Origin of the sequence: Kitasatospora sp. NPDC058170 (assembly GCF_042883905.1) — a bacterium.
GTDB lineage: Bacteria > Actinomycetota > Actinomycetes > Streptomycetales > Streptomycetaceae > Kitasatospora.
Map to the genome: position 1 here is coordinate 47,996 of NZ_JBHVUV010000001.1, position 20,243 is coordinate 68,238.

The 20,243-nt window shown below is 71.0% G+C and carries 17 protein-coding genes and 2 tRNA genes; 15 read left to right on the plus strand and 4 right to left on the minus strand.

Features of this window, described 5'->3' with window-relative positions; genetic code table 11:
- Positions 1-91: 91 nt before the first annotated feature.
- The gene (locus ACFVVX_RS00215; RefSeq protein WP_387939668.1) at positions 92-646 is read left to right on the plus strand and encodes a hypothetical protein; all 555 of its coding nucleotides are present in this window, start codon (positions 92-94) and stop codon (positions 644-646) included.
- Positions 647-753: 107 nt separating this feature from the next.
- On the opposite strand, the gene ACFVVX_RS00220 is transcribed toward ACFVVX_RS00215, so the two are convergent.
- Positions 754-824 (minus strand) — tRNA-Gly (locus ACFVVX_RS00220).
- Between the two features lie 146 nt (positions 825-970).
- On the opposite strand from ACFVVX_RS00220, the gene ACFVVX_RS00225 reads away from it, so the two are divergent.
- The 6 genes from ACFVVX_RS00225 (at position 971) to clpX (ending at position 7,426) form a co-directional block, all read left to right on the plus strand.
- Positions 971-1,044, plus strand: a tRNA-Pro gene (locus tag ACFVVX_RS00225).
- 119 nt (positions 1,045-1,163) lie between these two features.
- Positions 1,164-2,633, plus strand: coding sequence for an MDR family MFS transporter (locus tag ACFVVX_RS00230; protein WP_387939670.1), 1,470 nt, complete (start codon positions 1,164-1,166; stop codon positions 2,631-2,633).
- Between the two features lie 252 nt (positions 2,634-2,885).
- Entirely contained in the window at positions 2,886-4,283 is a 1,398-nt protein-coding gene (tig, locus tag ACFVVX_RS00235) for a trigger factor (RefSeq protein WP_387939672.1), read from the plus strand.
- Positions 4,284-4,550: 267 nt separating this feature from the next.
- On the plus strand, positions 4,551-5,165 hold the full coding sequence (locus ACFVVX_RS00240; RefSeq protein WP_387940621.1) for an ATP-dependent Clp protease proteolytic subunit: 615 nt from the start codon (positions 4,551-4,553) through the stop codon (positions 5,163-5,165).
- Between the two features lie 59 nt (positions 5,166-5,224).
- The gene (locus tag ACFVVX_RS00245) at positions 5,225-5,887 is read left to right on the plus strand and encodes an ATP-dependent Clp protease proteolytic subunit (RefSeq protein WP_387939674.1); all 663 of its coding nucleotides are present in this window, start codon (positions 5,225-5,227) and stop codon (positions 5,885-5,887) included.
- Between the two features lie 249 nt (positions 5,888-6,136).
- Positions 6,137-7,426, plus strand: coding sequence for an ATP-dependent Clp protease ATP-binding subunit ClpX (gene clpX / locus ACFVVX_RS00250; protein WP_063347569.1), 1,290 nt, complete (start codon positions 6,137-6,139; stop codon positions 7,424-7,426).
- A gap of 87 nt (positions 7,427-7,513) precedes the next feature.
- Here the strand turns inward: clpX and ACFVVX_RS00255 are convergent, their stop codons facing one another.
- Entirely contained in the window at positions 7,514-8,353 is an 840-nt protein-coding gene (locus tag ACFVVX_RS00255) for a hypothetical protein (RefSeq protein ID WP_387939676.1), read from the minus strand.
- 91 nt (positions 8,354-8,444) lie between these two features.
- Positions 8,445-9,317, minus strand: a complete 873-nt coding sequence (locus tag ACFVVX_RS00260) for a hypothetical protein (RefSeq protein ID WP_387939678.1) — start codon at positions 9,315-9,317, stop codon at positions 8,445-8,447.
- Positions 9,318-9,507: 190 nt separating this feature from the next.
- On the opposite strand from ACFVVX_RS00260, the gene ACFVVX_RS00265 reads away from it, so the two are divergent.
- Both ACFVVX_RS00265 and ACFVVX_RS00270 read left to right on the plus strand, forming a co-directional pair.
- The gene (locus tag ACFVVX_RS00265) at positions 9,508-12,147 is read left to right on the plus strand and encodes a valine--tRNA ligase (protein WP_387939680.1); all 2,640 of its coding nucleotides are present in this window, start codon (positions 9,508-9,510) and stop codon (positions 12,145-12,147) included.
- A gap of 268 nt (positions 12,148-12,415) precedes the next feature.
- Positions 12,416-12,943 (plus strand): hypothetical protein, encoded by a 528-nt coding sequence (locus ACFVVX_RS00270; RefSeq protein WP_387939682.1) that lies wholly within the window; start codon positions 12,416-12,418, stop codon positions 12,941-12,943.
- A 28-nt stretch (positions 12,944-12,971) separates the two neighbouring features.
- On the opposite strand, the gene ACFVVX_RS00275 is transcribed toward ACFVVX_RS00270, so the two are convergent.
- A complete protein-coding gene (locus ACFVVX_RS00275) occupies positions 12,972-14,501 on the minus strand; it encodes a chitinase (protein ID WP_387939684.1) in 1,530 nt (509 codons plus the stop codon).
- A 415-nt stretch (positions 14,502-14,916) separates the two neighbouring features.
- Here ACFVVX_RS00275 and ACFVVX_RS00280 point away from each other — a divergent pair, with 415 nt between their 5' ends.
- The 6 genes from ACFVVX_RS00280 to mreD all read left to right on the plus strand — a co-directional run bounded on the left by ACFVVX_RS00280 (position 14,917) and on the right by mreD (position 20,224).
- Positions 14,917-16,308 (plus strand): bifunctional folylpolyglutamate synthase/dihydrofolate synthase, encoded by a 1,392-nt coding sequence (locus ACFVVX_RS00280; protein ID WP_387939686.1) that lies wholly within the window; start codon positions 14,917-14,919, stop codon positions 16,306-16,308.
- Position 16,309: 1 nt separating this feature from the next.
- The gene (locus ACFVVX_RS00285) at positions 16,310-16,645 is read left to right on the plus strand and encodes a DUF4233 domain-containing protein (RefSeq protein WP_387939687.1); all 336 of its coding nucleotides are present in this window, start codon (positions 16,310-16,312) and stop codon (positions 16,643-16,645) included.
- A gap of 135 nt (positions 16,646-16,780) precedes the next feature.
- On the plus strand, positions 16,781-17,194 hold the full coding sequence (gene ndk, locus ACFVVX_RS00290) for a nucleoside-diphosphate kinase (RefSeq protein ID WP_387939689.1): 414 nt from the start codon (positions 16,781-16,783) through the stop codon (positions 17,192-17,194).
- Positions 17,195-17,506: 312 nt separating this feature from the next.
- Positions 17,507-18,532: a rod shape-determining protein gene (locus ACFVVX_RS00295; protein WP_305067939.1), complete on the plus strand. Its 1,026-nt coding sequence runs from the start codon at positions 17,507-17,509 to the stop codon at positions 18,530-18,532.
- Positions 18,533-18,625: 93 nt separating this feature from the next.
- Positions 18,626-19,579, plus strand: a complete 954-nt coding sequence (gene mreC / locus ACFVVX_RS00300; RefSeq protein WP_387939691.1) for a rod shape-determining protein MreC — start codon at positions 18,626-18,628, stop codon at positions 19,577-19,579.
- A gap of 3 nt (positions 19,580-19,582) precedes the next feature.
- Complete coding sequence (gene mreD, locus ACFVVX_RS00305; RefSeq protein WP_387939693.1) at positions 19,583-20,224, plus strand: rod shape-determining protein MreD; 642 nt, start codon at positions 19,583-19,585, stop codon at positions 20,222-20,224.
- Positions 20,225-20,243: the final 19 nt, after the last annotated feature.

Consider the following 20,243-nt stretch of genomic DNA (forward strand, 5'->3'; position numbering starts at 1 on the left):
GCGCCGGGCGGCCACCTCTCCGGTCGCGGGAATGCCCCATATGCACCATTTTGGGTAGCGGCAACCGTAGGCACCCGCCTGGAGAACCCGCATGCCCCGCACCGAACTGACGCCCCCTTCGCCGGCCCTGCTCACCCCGGGCGGCTCCGGGCTGGTCGCCGAGATCGAGGCGTACCTGGCCTCACTGCCCGCCCCGGCGCGCACCCCGGCGCCCTACGCCGGCCGGCCGTACGTCTGCCCGCTGGGCTCGGCGCTCCAGCCGTGGCACGCCGGCCACCCCTCGCCCCGGGCCACCCTGCTGGACCGGGCGCTGCGCCGCCCGGCCCGCCCGGTGCCGGTGACCGCCGCCGAGCACCTGCGGCTCGCCTCCCGCTACCTCGGGGCCTTCGGCTGGGTGCAGGGGGCGATGTGGGACGGCGCCGGCCGGGTCTGCCTGCTCGGGGCCCAGGCCGCCGTGCTCGCCCACGGCTACGGCACGCCGTCGACGGTCCGCACCGCCCGGGTGCAGCTGATGGAGGTGCTGCACGCCACCGGCCGGCCGGCGGCCTCCCCCGACGAGTACAACGACCGCCCGACGACCCGCCAGGCCGACGTCCACCAGCTGCTCGACCGGGCCGCGGCCCGGGCCCTGCGGCTGGGGCTCTGAGGCGGGCTGCGGGGAGCTGCCGCGGCCTCCGGGGGTTCTGACGGGCCCTCGGGAACGCGAACGGCCCCGGAGGGGCGCTGGGCGTCTCTCCGGGGCCGGACGTTCGGAGCGGGTGACGAGAATCGAACTCGCGTGACTAGTTTGGAAGACTAGGGCTCTACCATTGAGCTACACCCGCACTGATCCTCCGGCCGTCGCCGGACGGAAGGTCGGGGAACAGCGTACCTGGTCCGGTCGGCCTCGCGCACACCGGATTCGCCCGGAGGGCCCCGGATATGTCGGGGAGCGGGGAGGGCCCGGCGTGTACGCTTCCTCTCGGCACCACGGGGTGTGGCGCAGTTTGGTAGCGCGTCCGCTTTGGGAGCGGAAGGCCGTCGGTTCGAATCCGGTCACCCCGACAGTGCGGCAGGGTCTCGTCGTCGGCGGGGCCCTGTTGGCGTTTTCGGTGCTGTTGTCGTTTTCGTCCGGGTCCGGCATGGTGGGTGGTTGATTTTTCACCCAAGTGCTGGAGCCCCGGATGAGCCCGATGAGGATGAACCCCAAGATCGCGGTCGGAGTCGTCTTCGTCGCCTCGCTGTTCATGTCGATCATGGACACCACGATCGTCAACGTCGCCCTGCCCGCGATCGGGCGCCAGTTCGGCACCGACCCGGCCGGCGTCGGCGTGATCAACGTCGGCTACCTGGTGAGCCTGGCCGTGTTCGTCCCGCTCTCCGGCTGGCTGGGGGACCGCTACGGCACCCGCCGGGTCTTCCTCGTCTCGCTCACCCTGTTCACCGTCGCCTCGCTGCTCTGCGGCGCGGCCGACTCGATGACCCAGCTCACCCTGTACCGGATCTTCCAGGGCGCGGCCGGCGGACTGCTCACCCCGGTCGGGATGACCATGCTCTTCCGGGCCTACCCGCAGGAGGAGCGGATGCGGGCCACCCGCATCCTGATGCTGCCCACCGCCGTGGCGCCCGCCGCGGGCCCGGTGCTCGGCGGCTGGCTGGTGGACGGCTGGTCCTGGCACTGGGTCTTCATCGTCAACGTGCCGGTCGGCATCGCGGCCCTGGTCTTCGGCCTGCTCTTCCTCCCCGACTACCGGGCCGAGCGGGCCGGGCGCTTCGACGCGGCCGGCTTCCTGCTCTCCGCCGTCGGCTTCGGCGCGGCGATGTACGCGCTCTCCGAGGGCGCGTCCCAGGGCTGGGGGAGCGCGCGGATCGTCGCCGCGGCGCTCGTCGGCGTGCTCGCGCTGGTGGTGCTGGTGCCGGTCGAGCTGCGCCGCCCCGAGCCGATGCTCGACCTGCGGCTCTTCCGGGACCGCATCTTCCGCACCACCAACCTGCTCTCGCTGTTCTCCGGCGCGGCCTTCCTCGGGATGCTCTACCTCTTCCCGCTGCTGATGCAGGACGCGCTCGGCATGGACGCCCTGCACAGCGGTCTGATGGTCTTCCCCGAGGCGCTCGGTGTGATGCTCGCCTCCCAGGTGGCGGCCCGGCTCTACCCGCGGATCGGCCCGCGCCGGATCCTGGTCACCGGCGCCACGGTGGTGGCCTGCTGCCTGGCCCTGATGGCCACGATCGGCCCGGAGAGCAACCTCTGGGCGGTGCGGGCCCTGATGTTCCTCACCGGCTACGCGATGTCGCACGTCTTCATGCCCTCGCAGACCGCCGCCTTCGCCACCATCACCCCGGCCTCCACCGGCGCCGCCTCCACGCTCTACAACGCGCAGCGCCAGCTCGGCTCCGCCCTCGGCGTCGCGGTGCTCGGCACCGTCCTGACCGCCGTCGGCGCCTTCACGACGGACGCTTCGGGTACGCCCGTGGCGAACCTCGCCGCCTACCGCGCCGCCTTCCTCACGGCCGCCGCGCTGGCCCTGGTGGCGGCCGCGATCGCCGTGCTGGTACGGGATTCGGACGCCGCCGCGACCATGCGCCCGGTACCGGCGGGGGGTACCGCCGAGCCGGTCGGGAAGAGCGCTCCGGAGCCCGTCGGCAAGGCCTGACCGGCCCCGGACGGCAGCGTCCTGGCGTCCGCCTTTCGTGGTACCGGTAGGATGGGGCGCTGGCGGTAGTCCCTGTGGCGTCCACCCAGGTCAACCGCACGAGGGCGAGGAGTCACGCTCACCGTCCACCCCCCACGGGAGATGCAGCTCCAACCGCCCATCGCCCGTCTTCGCCCGACCCGCCCGTACGGCCCCGGCCGACGGCAGGGAGGGCGCAGGCAACCTGACCGCAAGCCCATAGGAGACCAAACCGTGAAGAGCGCCGTCGAGACTCTGAACCCGACCCGGGTTCGACTCACCGTCGAGGTGCCCTTCGAGGAGCTCAAGCCCAGCCTCGACGCGGCGTACAAGAAGATCAACCAGCAGGTCTCGGTCCCGGGCTTCCGCAAGGGCAAGATCCCGAACCGGGTCATCGACCAGCGTTTCGGTCGTGGCGCCGTGCTGGAGGAGGCCGTCAACGACGCCCTCCCGCGCTTCTACACGCAGGCAGTCGACGAGGGCAAGATCGAGGTTCTCGGACAGCCCGACATCACCAACATCGAGGGTGTCGAGAAGATCGCCGATGGCGGCGACCTGAAGTTCACCGCCGAGGTGGACATCCGCCCGGAGATCACCCTCCCGGACTTCTCGACCATCGAGGTCGTCGTCGACCCGATCGTGGTCGCCGACGAGGACATCGACAAGTCGCTGGAGCAGCTGCGCGAGCGCTTCTCCTCGGTCAAGGACGTCGAGCGCGCCGCGGCCGCCGGCGACATCGTGGTCGTCGACCTCGAGGCCAAGGTCGACGGCGAGGTGCCGGAGGACGGCACCGCCGCCGGCGTCAGCTACGAGATCGGCTCCGGCCGCCTGATCGACGGCATCGACGACGCCGTCATCGGCCTGGAGGCCGGTGGCACCGCCACCTTCGACACCGAGCTCAAGGGCGGCACCCAGGCGGGCAAGACCTCCGAGGTCACCGTCACCGTCACCGCCGTCCAGGAGAAGGAGCTGCCCGAGCTGGACGACGAGTTCGCCCAGCTGGCCAGCGAGTTCGACACCCTGGAGGACCTGCGCGCCGACTCCCGCAAGCGCCTCGAGCGCATGAAGGAGTACGACCAGGCCACCCAGGCCCAGGAGAAGGTGCTCGACGCGCTGCTGGCGCTGGTCGAGATCGAGTTCCCGGAGAAGCTCCTCAAGGACGAGATCGAGACCCGCAAGCACAACCTGGAGCACCACCAGCTGGAGCCCATGGGCCTCAACCTCGCCGCGTACCTGGAGACCCAGGGCAAGACCGAGGAGGAGTTCCTGGCGGAGACCGAGGAGCAGGCGAAGAAGGGCATCAAGACCCAGTTCGTCCTGGACCAGATCGTCGCCGACGAGGAGCTGGGTGTTAACCAGGAGGAGCTCACCGAGCACCTCATCCGCCGTGCCGCCGGTTCGGGTATGACCCCGGACCAGTTCGCGCAGCAGGTCGTCCAGGGTGGCCAGGTGCCGCTGCTGGTCGGCGAGGTCGCCCGCGGCAAGGCGCTGGCCACCGTGGTCGAGGCCGCCAAGGTCACCGACACCGAGGGCAACGAGATCAACTTCGACGACGACGAGACCGACGAGTCGGGCGAGACCGTCGAGGCTCCGGCCGCCGAGGCCGAGGCCGAGGAGAAGACCGAGGCCTGATCGCCCCGGTCACGCTGACAGAGCAGCGGGCCCGGACGCCGTACGCGGTGTCCGGGCCCGCTGTTGTTCCGTCCTGCGCCCCCGCCGACCCTGCGCTCACAGCGAACAGTTCTGCGTGGGGGATTCTGCGGCCCGGCCTGCGCGTTAGGGTCCTTGGACAGCAACAATCACACCGTGATACCCGGAAGCTGTGCGACACGTGACGGCCGTGGAGCGACCGTCCAAATCGACTGAGCAGGTGGCTAAGTGACGTTCCCGCAGATGCAGATGGGCCCGATGGCGCCGCACGCCGCCTCTGGTGACGTGCTCGGCGGCCTGGGCGACCAGGTCTACAACCGGCTCCTGAACGAGCGGATCATCTTCCTCGGCCAGCAGGTCGACGACGACATCGCCAACAAGATCACCGCCCAGCTGCTCCTGCTGGCCGCGGACCCGGAAAAGGACATCTTCCTTTACATCAACTCCCCGGGCGGCTCGATCTCGGCCGGCATGGCGATCTACGACACCATGCAGTACATCAAGAACGACGTCGTCACCATCGCGATGGGCATGGCCGCCTCGATGGGTCAGTTCCTGCTGACCGCCGGCGCCAAGGGCAAGCGCTTCTCGCTGCCGAACGCCAACATCCTGATGCACCAGCCCTCCGCCGGTCTGGGCGGTTCGGCCACCGACATCCGCATCCAGGCGGAGCAGCTGCTCCGCACCAAGAAGCGGATGTCCGAGCTGATCGCCTTCCACAGCGGCCAGTCCTTCGAGCAGATCACCTCGGACTCCGACCGCGACCGCTGGTTCACGCCCGAGGAGGCCCTGGAGTACGGCCTGATCGACGCGATCATGCACAGCGCCGCGGACGTCCCGGGCGGCGGCGGCACGGGCGCCTGAGCCTCGGCCCCGGCTCCCACGAGACCACAGCCCCAACGCTCCGGAGGACAAGAACCCCCATGAACATCCCCAGCCTGTCCAGCGCCAAGGCACGCGTCGAGGACATGCGCGCCGAGGGCCGCTACATCGTCCCGCGCTTCGTCGAGCGCACCTCGCAGGGCATCCGTGAGTACGACCCGTACGCCAAGCTGTTCGAGGAGCGCATCATCTTCCTCGGCTCGCAGGTCGACGACGTGTCGGCGAACGACATCATGGCGCAGCTGCTGTGCCTGGAGTCGATGGACCCGGACCGCGAGATCCAGATGTACATCAACTCGCCCGGCGGCTCGTTCACGGCCCTGACGGCCATCTACGACACCATGCAGTACGTGAAGCCGGACATCACCACCGTCTGCATGGGCCAGGCGGCCTCGGCGGCGGCCGTCCTGCTCGCGGCCGGCACCCCCGGCAAGCGGATGGCGCTGCCGAACGCCCGGATCCTGATCCACCAGCCGTACACCGAGACCGGCCGCGGCCAGGTCTCGGACCTGGAGATCCAGGCCAAGGAGATCTTCCGGATGCGCGAGCAGCTGGAGGAGATGCTCTCCAAGCACTCCAACAAGCCGGTGGAGCAGGTGCGCGACGACATCGAGCGCGACAAGATCCTCACCGCCGAGGAGGCCCTGGAGTACGGCCTGATCGACCAGATCATCTCCACCCGCAAGTCCTCGCTGACCTCCTGAGGCCGGCATCCGCCGGGGGCGGAGCGCGCAGCGGTTGCGCGCCCGGCCCCCGGCCCGCCGACGGCGGCGGCTCCGGCATCTGTTCGGTATCAATTCGCCCAGGGCGTAGGGCAGACCTGGCGAAGAGGACGGAATCCCGGGCCCGGCAGAGTACCGTCGGATAGCGAGACCGAGCGCCGACGGCGCGGACGGTCCACAGCACCAGGCCCCGGAACCCCCGCGGGGCCCCTGGCGAAGGGGAAGCACCTCGTGGCACGCATCGGAGACGGTGGCGACCTGCTCAAGTGCTCGTTCTGCGGCAAGTCGCAGAAGCAGGTGAAGAAGCTGATCGCCGGCCCAGGCGTGTACATCTGCGACGAGTGCATCGACCTGTGCAACGAGATCATCGAGGAGGAGCTCGCCGAGACCTCCGAGGTGCGCTTCGAGGAGCTCCCGAAGCCCCGCGAGATCTACGAGTTCCTGGACCAGTACGTGGTCGGCCAGGACCTCGCGAAGAAGGCGCTGTCGGTGGCCGTCTACAACCACTACAAGCGCGTGCAGGCGGGCGAGGCCGGGCGTAGCGGCGGCAACGGCCGTGAGGACGCCATCGAGCTGGCGAAGTCCAACATCCTGCTGCTCGGGCCCACCGGCTCCGGCAAGACGCTGCTGGCGCAGACCCTGGCCCGGATGCTGAACGTGCCGTTCGCGATCGCCGACGCCACCGCGCTGACCGAGGCCGGGTACGTCGGCGAGGACGTCGAGAACATCCTGCTCAAGCTGATCCAGGCGGCCGACTACGACGTCAAGAAGGCCGAGACCGGGATCATCTACATCGACGAGATCGACAAGGTCGCCCGCAAGAGCGAGAACCCGTCGATCACCCGCGATGTCTCCGGCGAGGGCGTCCAGCAGGCGCTGCTGAAGATCCTGGAGGGCACCACCGCCTCGGTGCCGCCGCAGGGCGGGCGCAAGCACCCGCACCAGGAGTTCATCCAGATCGACACCACCAACGTGCTGTTCATCGTGGGTGGCGCGTTCGCCGGCCTGGAGCGGATCATCGAGGGCCGCGCGGGTGCCAAGGGCATCGGCTTCGGCGCCAACATCCGCTCCAAGCGGGAGTCGGACGCCAGCGACCACTTCCGTCAGGTGATGCCGGAGGACCTGGTCAAGTTCGGCATGATCCCGGAGTTCATCGGCCGGCTGCCGGTGATCACCAGCGTGCACAACCTGGACCGCGAGGCGCTGCTGCAGATCCTCACCGAGCCGAAGAACGCGCTGGTCAAGCAGTACCGCAAGCTCTTCGAACTGGACGGCGTGGAGCTGGAGTTCTCCCGCGACGCGCTGGAGGCCATCGCCGACCAGGCGATCCTGCGCGGCACCGGGGCGCGCGGCCTGCGGGCCATCATGGAGGAGGTGCTGATGTCCGTGATGTACGAGGTGCCCTCGCGTCAGGACGTCGCCCGCGTGGTGGTCACCGGGGACGTCGTCTCCAAGCACGCCATCCCGACGCTCGTCCCGCGCGACATGATCAAGCGCGAGCGGCGCGAGAAGAGCGCCTGACCCGCAGCCTGTGACGGCGGCCCCGCTCCGGATCCTCTCCGGTGCGGGGCCGCCGTCGTGCTCCGGCCGGGGCCGGAGGGTGGGAGGTTACTTGGGGACCTCGGAGATCGCCCGCAGGTCGCGCGCCTCGGCGGCGAGCGCGTTGAGGTCGGGGGACTTGCCCTCCTGGGGCGCCCGCATCAGCATGACCAGGCTGCTGTTGTCCGCCCACGCGCACAGGCCGATCTCGGAGCCGTCCTCGGTGGCCTTGGCGCACTCCATGGTGCCGCCCTTGGAACCGGCGTCGACCGAGTGCCGGTCGGTGATGCTCGGCCCGCTGCTGGAGACGCCCTTGAACATGGCGTCCATCTCCTGCTTGGGGAGCAGCACCTTGCCGTAGCCGCCGACCACGATCAACTGCGGCTCGCTGTCGCGGTCCTGGTACACCGCGCTGACGCCGGTCGGGTTCCAGGCACCGTCGCCCTTGCCGAACTCGCTGGTGATGTCGTCCTCCAGCTTCTTGGCGATCTCGCTGTTCTCGTCCCTGCTGAGGTCCTTGAACTTGGCCGGGAGCACGATCTTCTGGGTGCCGGCGTTGGAGGTCACGTCGAAGACGAAGTACGCCAGCAGGCCGCCGATCAGGGCCAGCACGCCGACGAGGACGCCGATCAGGATCCAGAGCGTCTTGCGGGACTTGCGCGGCGGCGGCGCCGGGGCGTACGCGCCGTACCCCGGGTAGCCGGGCTGGCCGCCGGGTGCGGGGTAGCCGGGCTGGCCCCCGCCCGGCGCCGGGTACCCGGGCGGCGGGGCCTGCGGCGGGACGGCGCCGTAGGCCGGTCCGGCCGGCTGCGGGGGCACCGCGCCGTAGCCCGGCTGCGGGGGCGGCGGTGCGCCGTACGGCTGGCCGGCCGGCGGCTGCGGAGTGCCGTAGGGGTTCTGGTCGGTCACGGGGTCCCTTTCCTGTTCTTGGACGGACGGGGGTGCGCTGCCGCCCGGCACGGGAGGCCGGTGTGAGGCGCTGCCACCACGGTGGGGACGGCTACTTGCCGGAGACCATCGCGTCGCGGATCGCCCGGGTCTTCGCGGCGGCCTCGGCGGGTGTGAGCGGCGCCGGAGAGGCGCCGGTGAGGCTGGACTTCTGGAAGGAGACCCGGGCGGTGGTCGACTTGTCCGCCCAGACGCAGACGGCGGACTGACTCTTCCCGGCGACGACGCTGAACACACCGCAGGAGAGCTTCCCCGAGGAGTTGCGGCTGTCCTGTGCGGGGAAGTCGGTCATCGGGGTGGTCCAGGTGGCGGCGCCGTCGGACTTCTTGGAGTCCTCGATGATCTTGTCCGGGTCGTTGAGCGTGCCGTAGACGGCGATCACGCTGATGCTGTCCAGCACGTCCGCGCCCTTGGCGTAGCTGGCGACCAGGACGTGCAGGTCCGTGCCGAGCTTCGAGGTCTCGCTCTTGGAGGGGTCGGCCGCCTGCTCCTTGGCCGACTTCTGCGTGTAGCCGTCCGGCAGCGACGGGGGGGCGGTGACCTTGTACTTCCCGCCCTTGTCGCCGCCGAGCAGCTTGTACAGGCCGAACCCGCCGCCGCCCAGCACCAGGGCGCCGATCACCAGGCCGATCACCAGTCCGGCCTTCCCCTTCTTCGGCGGCGGCGCCATCGGGTAGCCGGGGCCGCCGTAGGGGGCCTGCGGGGGCACGCCGTACTGCGGCTGCGGGGCGCCGTACTGCGGTTGGGGAGCGCCGTACTGCGGGGCCGGGGCGCCCTGCTGCGGGTAGCCGTACTGGGGCTGCGGCGCACCGTACTGCGGGGGCTGGCCCCCGTACGGCGGCTGCGGCTGGGGGGCGCCGTACTGCGGCTGTCCCCCGTATGGCTGCGGCTGACCCTGCGGATACTGCTGACCCTGGCCGTACATCTGCCTCTGTGCTCCCCCGCCGCACCCGCGGCCTGTCGTCGTGTGGAGTTGTCCGTGCCCGAACCGGATACCGGACGAGTGTCCGGGCACGGTACCGCACGGCGCCGACGGCCGACCCGGACGGGCGCGAGGAGCCCCCGGACCGAAAGCGGTTCGTAACCAGCCCCCCCGGTTACGTAAACTGTGCGTCGTGACCGACACCACGAACCAGCGCCCCGCGAGCACACCTGCCGGGGACGACGCAGCCACCCTCCCGACGACCTACGCTCCGGCGGACGTAGAGGGCGAGCTGTACGAGCGCTGGGTGGAGCGCGGTTACTTCACCGCCGACGCCAAGAGCGACAAGCCCCCGTACACCGTCGTCATCCCGCCGCCGAACGTCACGGGCAGCCTCCACCTGGGCCACGCCTTCGAGCACACGCTGATCGACGCCCTCGTCCGCCGCAAGCGGATGCAGGGCTACGAGGCGCTCTGGCAGCCGGGTATGGACCACGCCGGCATCGCCACCCAGAACGTCGTCGAGCGCGAGCTCGCCAAGGAGGGCAAGTCCCGCCACGACCTGGGCCGCGAGGCGTTCGTCGACCGGGTCTGGCAGTGGAAGGCCGAGTCCGGCGGCCAGATCTCCGGCCAGATGCGCCGCCTCGGCGACGGCGTGGACTGGTCGCGCGAGCGCTTCACCATGGACGAGGGCCTCTCCCAGGCCGTCCAGACCATCTTCAAGAAGCTCTTCGACGACGAGCTGATCTACCGCGCCGAGCGCATCATCAACTGGTGTCCGCGCTGCCTCACCGCCATCTCGGACATCGAGGTGGAGTACCAGGACGACGACGGCGAGCTGGTCTCGATCCGCTACGGCGAGGGTGACGCCTCGATCGTCGTCGCCACCACCCGGGCCGAGACGATGCTCGGTGACACCGCCGTCGCGGTCCACCCGGAGGACGAGCGCTACCGGCACCTCGTCGGCACCGAGATCGAGCTGCCGCTGACCGGCCGTCGCATCCCGGTCGTCGCCGACGAGCACGTCGACCCCGAGTTCGGCACCGGCGCCGTCAAGGTGACGCCGGCCCACGACCCGAACGACTTCGAGATCGGCCAGCGCCACGGCCTGCCCTCCATCGCGGTCATGGACGAGCACGCGGTCATCACCGTGCACGGCCCCTTCCTCGGCCTGGACCGGCTGGAGGCCCGTTCCGCGATCGTCGGCGCGCTGCGCGCCGAGGGCCGGATCGTGGCGGAGAAGCGCCCCTACGTCCACTCGGTCGGCCACTGCTCGCGCTGCAAGACCACGATCGAGCCGCGGCTGTCCATGCAGTGGTGGGTCAAGGTCGGCCCGCTCGCCCAGGCCGCCGGCGACGCGGTCCGCGACGGCCGGGTCAAGATCCACCCGCAGGAGATGGAGAAGCGCTACTTCGACTGGGTCGACAACCTCCACGACTGGTGCATCTCCCGCCAGCTCTGGTGGGGCCACCGGATCCCGGTCTGGTACGGCCCGAACGGCGAGGTCGTCTGCGTCGGACCGGACGAGCAGCCGCCGTCCGGCGAGGGCTGGAGCCAGGACACGGACGTCCTGGACACCTGGTTCTCCTCCGGCCTGTGGCCGTTCTCCACGCTGGGCTGGCCGGAGCAGACCGACAGCCTGGCGAAGTTCTACCCGAACTCCGTCCTGGTGACCGGTTACGACATCCTCTTCTTCTGGGTCGCCCGGATGATGATGTTCGGCCTGTACGCGATGGACGGCACCCCGCCGTTCCACACCATCGCCCTGCACGGCATGGTCCGTGACCAGAACGGCAAGAAGATGTCGAAGTCCTTCGGCAACGTCGTCAACCCGCTGGACTGGATGGACAAGTACGGCTCCGACGCGCTCCGGTTCACGCTGGCGCGCGGTGCCAACCCGGGCGTCGACGTCCCGATCGGCGAGGACTGGGTCCAGGCGGCCCGCAACTTCGCCAACAAGATCTGGAACGCCACGCGCTTCGCGCTGATGAACGGCGCCACCGTCGAGGGCCCGCTGCCCGCGCCGGAGGAGCTGACCGCGACCGACCGCTGGATCCTCTCGCGGCTCAACTCCACGGTCGCCGAGGTGGACGCCTTCTACGAGGACTACCAGTTCTCCAAGCTGTCCGAGGCGCTCTACCACTTCGCCTGGGACGAGGTCTTCGACTGGTACGTCGAGCTCTCCAAGACCACCCTGGCCGCGGGCGGCCCGCAGGCCGACGCCGTGCGCCGGGTGCTCGGCGAGGTCCTGGACGTCACCCTGCGGCTGCTCCACCCGGTCGTCCCGTTCGTCACCGAGACCCTGTGGACGACGCTCACCGGCGCCGAGTCGGTGGTCATCGCCGACTGGCCGAAGGACAGCGGCTACCGCGACGCCGGGGCCGAGGCGGAGATCGCCACGCTGCAGCAGGTCGTCACCGAGGTCCGGCGCTTCCGCTCGGACCAGGGCCTGAAGCCGGGCCAGCGCGTCCCGGCCCGGCTGGACCTGGCCGGTACCGTGCTGGCCGACCACGAGGACGCGATCCGCGCGCTGCTGCGCCTGACCCGGCCCGACGACGACTTCGCCGCCACCGCCTCGCTCCCGGTCGCCGGTGCCACCGTGGCACTGGACCTCTCCGGCACCATCGACGTCGCGGCGGAGCGCAAGCGCCTCGCCAAGGACCTCGCGGCCGCCGAGAAGGAGAAGGCGCAGACCACCGGGAAGCTCGGCAACGAGGCGTTCCTCGCCAAGGCGCCGGACGACGTGGTCGCCAAGATCCGGGCCCGCCAGGAGGCCGCGGAGGCCGACATCGCCCGGATCACCGCGCAGCTGGCGTCGCTGCCGCAGGCCTGACGGAGCCCCGGCTCCCAGGGGCCGCATCCCGCACACGCGGGGTGCGGCCCCGCCGCATTTCCGGGTGGCGTTCCGCCGGAGGTTTTCCACCCCGAATAGCGCAGAGGCATTGCTCTGTTCCGGCGAATATTCATCCTGGACCGGGTGAGGTCCTATTCCGCCCGAATTCATTCCGGTCTTGCCCGCGCGGGTTCGCGTACGTTCGCAGGTCGGATGTGTACGGTGTGCAGGAGTTTCGCTGAGCCGGCGACGGACGGGAGGGCATGGCGTGGTGGTGACCAAGGAGTTGGCCGACGAACTGCCTGCTGAGGCGGTCGAGGAGGCCAAGGCCAGGGCGGCGACCCTGCTGCTCGCGTTCCGGCACGGAAACCAGCTGGCGTTCGACGACACGCTGGACCGGCTTTTCGCGGAGCAGGTGGAACGCGAGGTGGCCACCCTGCTCACCTGGATCGCGGCCGAGGCGGTGCGCAAGGCGTACGCGCCCGAGGTCGGCGACCGGGTGCTGCGGGCGATGGCCCGGCGCGCTCCGGCCGACACCGGCGCGGTCGACGTGGACGAGGAGACCGCGGACGCGGCCCGGCTGATCGAGGCCGTCGCGGCCGGCCGGGTCAGCGAGGTGCGCGGCCTGGTCGCGGCCACCGCCGACACAACCTTCCTGCTCGGCGGCCTGCTGCAGGGCGTCGCCATGATGCTGCCGCTGCTGCCGGAGGGCGAGGTGGCCGAGATCGTGGCCGAGCTGCGCCGCCGGCACTGCGGCCCGTGCCCGGAGATCCCGGAGGCCCGGGCCGGGGTCTGAGCCCCGGCCCGGGCCGCCGCGGCGGCGCCTACGGCAGAGCGTGCAGGTGCGAGCCGACGGTGCCGGCGATCCCGCCGCCGGCCTTGGCGTCCCAGTTGGTCGACCAGGTCATCGCCCCGCCGATGCCGGGCCACTTGGTGTCGGGCTTGTAGCTCCCGCAGTTGGTCCCGGCGGCCAGGCAGTCCAGCGCGTTGTTGACCACGCTCGGGCTGACGTACCCGCCGCCCGCCGCGCTGGTGGAGGCCGGCACCCCGAGCCCGACCTGGTCGGGCCGCAGCCCGCCCTTGAGCTGGATGCAGGCCAGCGCGGTCAGGAAGTTGACGGTGCCCTGGGAGTAGACCTGGCCGTCGCAGCCGAGCATCGCCCCGGAGTTGTAGTACTGCATGTTGACGATGGTGAGGATGTCCTTCACGTTCAGCGCCAGCTTGAAGTACTCCATCCCGGTCGACTGCATGTCGATGGTCTGCGGCGCCATGGTGAGGATGAAGCCCTTGCCCGCCTTCGCCGCCAGCGTGTGCAGGGCCTGGCCCATGTAGGTGGCGCTGACGCCGTTCTCCAGGTCGATGTCGATCCCGTCGAAGCCGTAGCCCTGCATCAGCGCCCAGGCCGTGTTGGCGAAGGTGGTGGCGGAGGAGGAGCTGTTCACCGACACGGTGCCGTTCTGGCCGCCGACCGAGAGCACCACCTTCTTGCCGGCCGCCCGCTTGGCCGCGATGTCGGCCTTGAACTGGGCGTCGGTGTAGCCGCCGAGCCGGGAGGAGAGGGCGCTGTCCAGGGTGAAGCTCAACCCGCCGGGTGTGGTCGTGGCGTCCGCGAAGGAGACCGCGATGATGTCGTACGCCGCCGGGACGTCGCTGATCCGCTGCACCGTGGCGCCGTTGTCGAAGTTCTGCCAGTAGCCGGTGAGCAGGTGCTTGGGCAGGCCGGGCCGGTCCGTCGGGGTGGCCGTGGGCGTGACGGTGGGTGTCGCGGTGGGCGTCTCGGTCGGGGTCGCGGTGGGGGTCGCGCTCCCGGTCGGCGTGGGCTTCGGGTCACCCGGCCCGATCAGCGAGACGTCGTCGGCGAGATAGGCGGGCTGGCCGTACCAGCCGTGCAGGTAGACCGTGACGCTGGTGGTGCCCGCCCCGGTGGTGAAGGTGGTGGAGAGCTTGGCGTAGCCCGCCGAGTTGGTCCAGGTGCCGGGATCCGTGCCGCCGGTGCCGCGGGCGCCCAGGTAGACGTAGGAGCCCTGCACCCAGGCGCTCAGCGTGTACGTCGACGAGGGCTTCACGGTGACGGTCTGGGTGCACTCGCCGGTGTCGCCGGCGCCGGGTGTGGCGCGCAGCGCGTACGAGCCGGAGTGGACGCCGGCGGTCTCGGGGGCGCCGGACGGGCAGTTCCAGCCGCTCAGGTGGTTGGCGGCCTCGAAGCCGCCGTTGTCGATCAGGTCGACGTCGGCGGAGGCGGCGCCGGAGGCGCTGGTGGCGACGACCAGGCCGCTGAGGCCCAGGGCGAGTGCGCTGGCCCCGGCGAGCATGGTGTGGACGGCGCGGGCGCGCCGGTGTCGGGCAGGTGGCATGACTCCATCTCCTGTGGGGGGAGACCGTCGGTTCACGTGGGGGAGAACCGTCCGGGTGTCGATGGTGCGGGAGCTACCGACAACTCAAGTCCCTGTCGGGGAAGGAGACTTGCCCTCACAAGGTGGAGTAGACCAATCCGGCTGTCAAGAGCGCCTGCCGGGGCCCGGTGCCCCGGCGCCCCCCGCTCGGGTGGACCGCTCCGGCCGACCGGGCCGTCCGCGGCGCGTGGCCCCGGGCGTGCGACGGCCGTGCTGTTGATCGAAGGCGTTCCGGCGCCCTCGGGCGTGAATCGATGCCTCTTTGTGCTGGAAAGCGGCGAAATCAACAGCAAACAGGGGTAAATCGGAAAGTCGGGGCAAAGCGGCCGCCCGCACCCCGTGAGGAGCGCCCGCCGCCGCTCCGTAGACTGTGGTGGTGAGCGACAAGGCCGACCCGAACCCGTACACCGTCCGCCCCGCCGAAGGCGGGCCCGGCGACGCCCTGCGCGACGTCGAGCTGGAGCTGGCCAAGCGTTGGCCGGAGAACAAGCTGGAGCCCTCGCTCGACCGGATCGAGGCGCTGATGGACATCCTGGGCCAGCCCCAGCGGTCCTTCCCCTCCATCCACATCACCGGCACCAACGGCAAGACCTCCACCGCCCGGATGATCGAGCAGCTGCTCAACACCTTCGAGCTGCGCACGGGCCGCTACACCAGCCCGCACGTGGAGTCCGTCACCGAGCGGATCACCCTGGACGGCGCCCCGATCAGCCCCGAGCGGTTCGTCGAGGTCTACCGGGACATCGAGCCCTACGTGGGCATGGTCGACGAGCGCGAGCCCGTCGCGATGTCCTTCTTCGAGGTGCTGACCGGCATGGCGTACGCCGCCTTCGCCGACGCGCCGGTGGACGTGGCCGTGGTCGAGGTCGGCATGGGCGGCTCCTGGGACGCCACCAACGTGATCGACGCCGCCGTCTCGGTGATCACCCCGATCTCGCTGGACCACACCGACAAGCTGGGGGAGACCACCGGCGAGATCGCGGTCGAGAAGTCCGGGGTCATCAAGCCGGGAGCGGTCGCCGTGGTCGCCCAGCAGCAGCTGGACGCCGCCCAGACCATCCTGCGGCGGGCCGTCGAGGTGGACGCCACCGTGGCCCGCGAGGGCATGGAGTTCGGCGTCCTGCGCCGCGAGGTCGCCATCGGCGGCCAGCTGGTGACGCTGCGCGGGCTCGGCGGCGAGGAGTACGAGGACGTCTTCATCCCGCTGCACGGCGCCCACCAGGCCCAGAACGCGGCCCTCGCCCTGGCGGCGGTCGAGGCCTTCTTCGGCGTCGGCGGCGCCCGCGGCGGACAGCTGGACGTGGACAAGATCCGCCAGGCGTTCTCCGGCGTCGCCTCGCCGGGCCGCCTGGAGGTCGTCCGCCGCAGCCCGACGATCATCCTGGACGCCGCGCACAACCCGGACGGCGCCCAGGCCACCGTCACCGCGATCGGCGAGTCCTTCGGCTTCACCCGGCTGGTCGGCGTGATCGGCACCAGCGGCGACAAGGACGTGGCCGGCCTGCTGGAGGCCTTCGAGCCGATCCTCGCCGAGGTCGTGGTCACCCAGAACTCCACCCACCGCGCGCTCGACGTGGACCGGCTGGCCGCGGTGGCCGTCGAGATCTTCGGCGAGGACCGCGTCCAGGTCGAGCCCCGGCTGGACGACGCCATCGCCGCGGCCGTCACCCTCGCCGAGGAGGAGGGCGACCTCGGCGGCGCCGGGGTCCTGGTCACCGGTTCGGTCATCACCGTGGGCGAGGCCCGCCTGCTGCTCGGGAGGAAGTGACATGAGGACGCTCTGCTCCTCGACGCTGATCGGCGAGGCGCTGCTGGTGCTGTTCGCCGGGCTCGTCGCGATGCAGCTCTCGGACGTCCCCACGGCCACCGTCTGGACGGTCAGCGGCATCGCGATGGCACTCTGCGTGCTGCTCTGCGGCATGATCAACCGCCCCGGCGCGGTGGCGGTCGGCTGGGCGCTGCAGATCGGCCTGATCGCCAGCGGCTTCATCCTGCCGACCATGTTCGGGCTGGGCGTCGTCTTCGCCGGCCTGTGGTGGTGCTCGGTGCACTACGGCCGCAAGGTCGACGCGTTCAAGGCCGCCCGGGCCGCCGCCGAGGCCTAGCGGCGGGTCCGCGTCCGGGCCTGCGTCCGGACCCTCGCGTGAGCAGCCCCGGGCGGCCATCCGGGCTGCTCACGCAAGGTAACCTCTGGGGTAGTCGCATACCGCACGCCGAACCGATTCCCCAGGAGACGCACCGTGTCCCAGCGCACTCTCGTCCTGCTGAAGCCCGACGCCGTCAAGCGAGGCCTGGCCGGCGAGATCATCAGCCGCATCGAGCGCAAGGCCGGCTGGCGGCTGGCCGCCGTCGAGCTGCGGACCTTCGACCGCGCGACGCTGGAGCAGCACTACGAGGAGCACGTCGGCCGCCCGTTCTACGAGCCGCTGCTGGAGTTCATGACCTCCGGTCCGTCGATCGCCCTGATCGTCGAGGGCGAGGAGGTCGTCCCCGGCATCCGGATGCTGGCCGGTGCGACCAACCCGCTGGAGGCCGGCGCCGGCACCATCCGGGGCGACTACGCCACCATCACGCGCGAGAACCTGATCCACGCCTCCGACTCCGAGGCCTCCGCCGAGCGCGAGATCAAGATCTTCTTCCCGGCCCACGCCTGACCGGCACGCGCCTCGGGACCTTCGGGTGCCCCGGTCGGGACCATTGGCCCGGCCGGGGCATTCTTATCGTGAAATAGGGAACCAGGGCCTCCGACACGGCGTCCCAATGCCCGGAGAAGCGATCACGCTCCGGACAATGGACGGTATGCCCCACGTCGACGTCCGTACTGACCGGCGTGACTACGATGGACGCGACTCAGGGCCCGGTACGGCTGATCAGCTGGTGTCCGCCCATGCGGTGGGCGCGCGTTCCTCGTCCACCCCGCAATGACTCCGAGCCCGGGAAGGCACCCACACCCCATGGCAAACAGCCTGTCGTTCATCGGCCGCGACTTGGCGATCGACCTCGGAACTGCCAACACGCTGGTGTACGTCAGGGGCAAGGGGATCGTCCTCAACGAGCCGTCGGTGGTCGCGGTCAACACCAACACCGGCGGGATCCTGGCGGTCGGCGCCGAGGCGAAGAAGATGATCGGCCGCACCCCGGGCAACATCGTCGCCATCCGCCCGCTCAAGGACGGTGTGATCGCCGACTTCGAGATCACCGAGCGGATGCTGCGCTACTTCATCCTCAAGATCCACCGCCGCCGCTACCTGGCCCGCCCGCGGGTCGTGGTCTGTGTTCCCTCGGGCATCACCGGGGTCGAGCGCCGCGCCGTGATCGAGGCCTCCTCGCAGGCCGGGGCCCGCCAGGTGCACATCATCGAGGAGCCGATGGCGGCCGCGATCGGCGCGGGCCTGCCCGTCCACGAGGCCACCGGCAACATGGTGGTCGACATCGGCGGCGGCACCACCGAGGTCGCCGTGATCTCGCTCGGCGGCATCGTCACCGCGCAGTCCATCCGGGTCGCCGGCGACGAGCTGGACAACGCGATCGTCCAGCACATCAAGAAGGAGTACTCGCTGCTCCTGGGCGAGCGCAGCGCCGAGCAGATCAAGATGAGCATCGGCTCCGCCTTCGCGCTGGAGGGCGAGAAGGACGAGCACGCCGAGATCCGCGGCCGCGACCTGGTCAGCGGCCTGCCCAAGACCGTGGTGATCTCCGCCGCCGAGGTCCGCGAGGCCATCGACGAGCCGGTCAACTCGATCATCGACGCCGTGAAGACCACCCTCGACCAGTGCCCGCCCGAGCTGGCCGGCGACGTCATGGACCGCGGCATCGTGCTCACCGGCGGCGGCGCCCTGCTGCGCGGCCTGGACGAGCGGCTGCGCCGCGAGACCGGCATGCCGATCCACATCGCCGAGAACCCGCTGGACTCGGTGGCGCTCGGCTCCGGCAAGTGCGTCGAGGAGTTCGAGGCGCTCCAGCAGGTACTCGACGCCCAGCCGCGCCGTTAGCAGAACCGACAGACCTGACAGTCAACTGAACGGCCCCCGCCCGGGCCCACAGCCCGGGTGGGCGGCCAGGTACGAAGGGGCAGTACCAGCACCGTGAGGGACACACGAGAGAGCCGGCTGCTGCTCATCCTGCTGGTGGCCGTCGCCTTCGCGCTGATCACCGTGGACATCAAGGGCGGTGAGAGCTCCCCGCTCGGCGGCGCCCGGCGCGTCGCCGCCGGTGTCCTCGGCCCGGTCGAGCGCGGCGCCGCCACCGCGGTCGACCCGGTGGCCGACACCGTCCGCGCCTTCCGCGACGCAGCCACCAACAGCGGCCGCACCGACCAGCTGGCCCGCGAGAACACCGAGCTGCGCCAGAAGCTCGCCTCCTCCGACATGGCGGGCGGGCGCACCAAGCAGCTGGACGACCTGCTGCGCACCGCGGGCGCCGGCGGCTACACCGTCAAGGCCGCCCAGGTGATCGCGATCGGCCCGGCCCAGGGCTTCTCCTGGACCATCACCATCGACGCCGGCAGCGACGACGGCCTCACCCGGGACATGACGGTGATCAACGGCCAGGGCCTGGTCGGGCGGATCACCACCGTCGCCCCGACCACCTGCACCGTGCTGCTCGCCTCCGACCCCGGCTTCAGCGCCGGCGCACGCCTGGAGGGCAGCGGCGAGATCGGCTTCGCCTCGGGCGGCGGCACCAGCTCCATGAAGGTCTCGCTGCTCAACGGCAAGGCCCAGGTGAAGGAGGGGGACCGGCTGGTCACCTTCGGATCGCAGAGCGGCCGCCCGTTCGTGCCCGGCGTCCCGGTCGGCAAGGTGGTCCAGGTCGAGGCCAACCCCGGCCAGCTCACCAAGACCGTCCTGGTCGAGCCGTTCGTCCAGTTCACCCGGCTCGACCTGGTCGGCGTGGTGGTCGTGCCGCCGCGCGCCGACCCGCGCGACGCCGTCCTGCCGCCCGCGCCCGCCGCGCAGGGCCAGGCCCCGGCGGCGCCCGCCGCTCCCGCCGCGGCCCCGGCCGCCGCCGTACCACCCGCCAAGCCCTCCGGGGGGAACTGAGCCATGCGCCTCGCCCGCATCCCCGTCTCCGCCGTGCTGATCCTGCTCGGCCTGATCCTTCAGGTCAGCGTCTTCGGCCGGCTCCAACTCCCGGGGGCCACCCCCGACATACTGCTGCTCGTGGTGGTCGGCCTGGCCATGGTCTACGGGCCGACCGGCGGGTGCCTGGTCGGTTTCGCGGCCGGACTGCTGGCCGACCTCGCGCCGCCGTCCGACCACGCGATCGGCCGCTACGCGCTGGTGCTCTGCCTGATGGGCTACGCCGCCGGGCTGCTGCGCCCCGACCACGGCCGGCAGCGCTCGGTCCTCAGCTCGCTGCTGGTGGTCGCCGTCGCGGCGGTCGCCTCGACCCTGCTGTACGCGATGGTCGGCGCCCTGGTCGGCGACACCGCCGCCCGCCACGTGGGCCTGGGCAGCCTGGTGCTCACCGCCGTGCTGTACGACCTGCTGCTGGCGCCCTTCGTGGTGCCGGTGGTGATGCTGGTCGGGCGCCGCTTCGGGAAGGACCCGGTGGCCGCCGCCGCCGGGAACGACGAGGGCGGTCCGGGCCTGGGCACGCTGTCCCGCTACCGCACCACCCGTGAGGCCTCCTCCGGGCCGGGCTACAAGAAGCGGCGCTCGCTCGGCTTCGCCAAGCGCCCGTAGGCCACCGGCCCCCTGTACA

Bases quoted from the DNA above. Each gene is read 5' to 3' on its own strand.
- ACFVVX_RS00215 (WP_387939668.1), top strand. From the start codon at position 92: ATGCCCCGCACCGAACTGACGCCCCCTTCGCCGGCCCTGCTCACCCCG.
- mreD (WP_387939693.1), top strand. From the start codon at position 19,583: ATGCGCCTCGCCCGCATCCCCGTCTCCGCCGTGCTGATCCTGCTCGGC.
- ACFVVX_RS00260 (WP_387939678.1), bottom strand. From the start codon at position 9,317: ATGTACGGCCAGGGTCAGCAGTATCCGCAGGGTCAGCCGCAGCCATAC.
- ACFVVX_RS00275 (WP_387939684.1), bottom strand. From the start codon at position 14,501: ATGCCACCTGCCCGACACCGGCGCGCCCGCGCCGTCCACACCATGCTC.
- ACFVVX_RS00285 (WP_387939687.1), top strand. From the start codon at position 16,310: ATGAGGACGCTCTGCTCCTCGACGCTGATCGGCGAGGCGCTGCTGGTG.
- ACFVVX_RS00230 (WP_387939670.1), top strand. From the start codon at position 1,164: ATGAGCCCGATGAGGATGAACCCCAAGATCGCGGTCGGAGTCGTCTTC.
- ACFVVX_RS00245 (WP_387939674.1), top strand. From the start codon at position 5,225: ATGAACATCCCCAGCCTGTCCAGCGCCAAGGCACGCGTCGAGGACATG.
- ACFVVX_RS00240 (WP_387940621.1), top strand. From the start codon at position 4,551: ATGGGCCCGATGGCGCCGCACGCCGCCTCTGGTGACGTGCTCGGCGGC.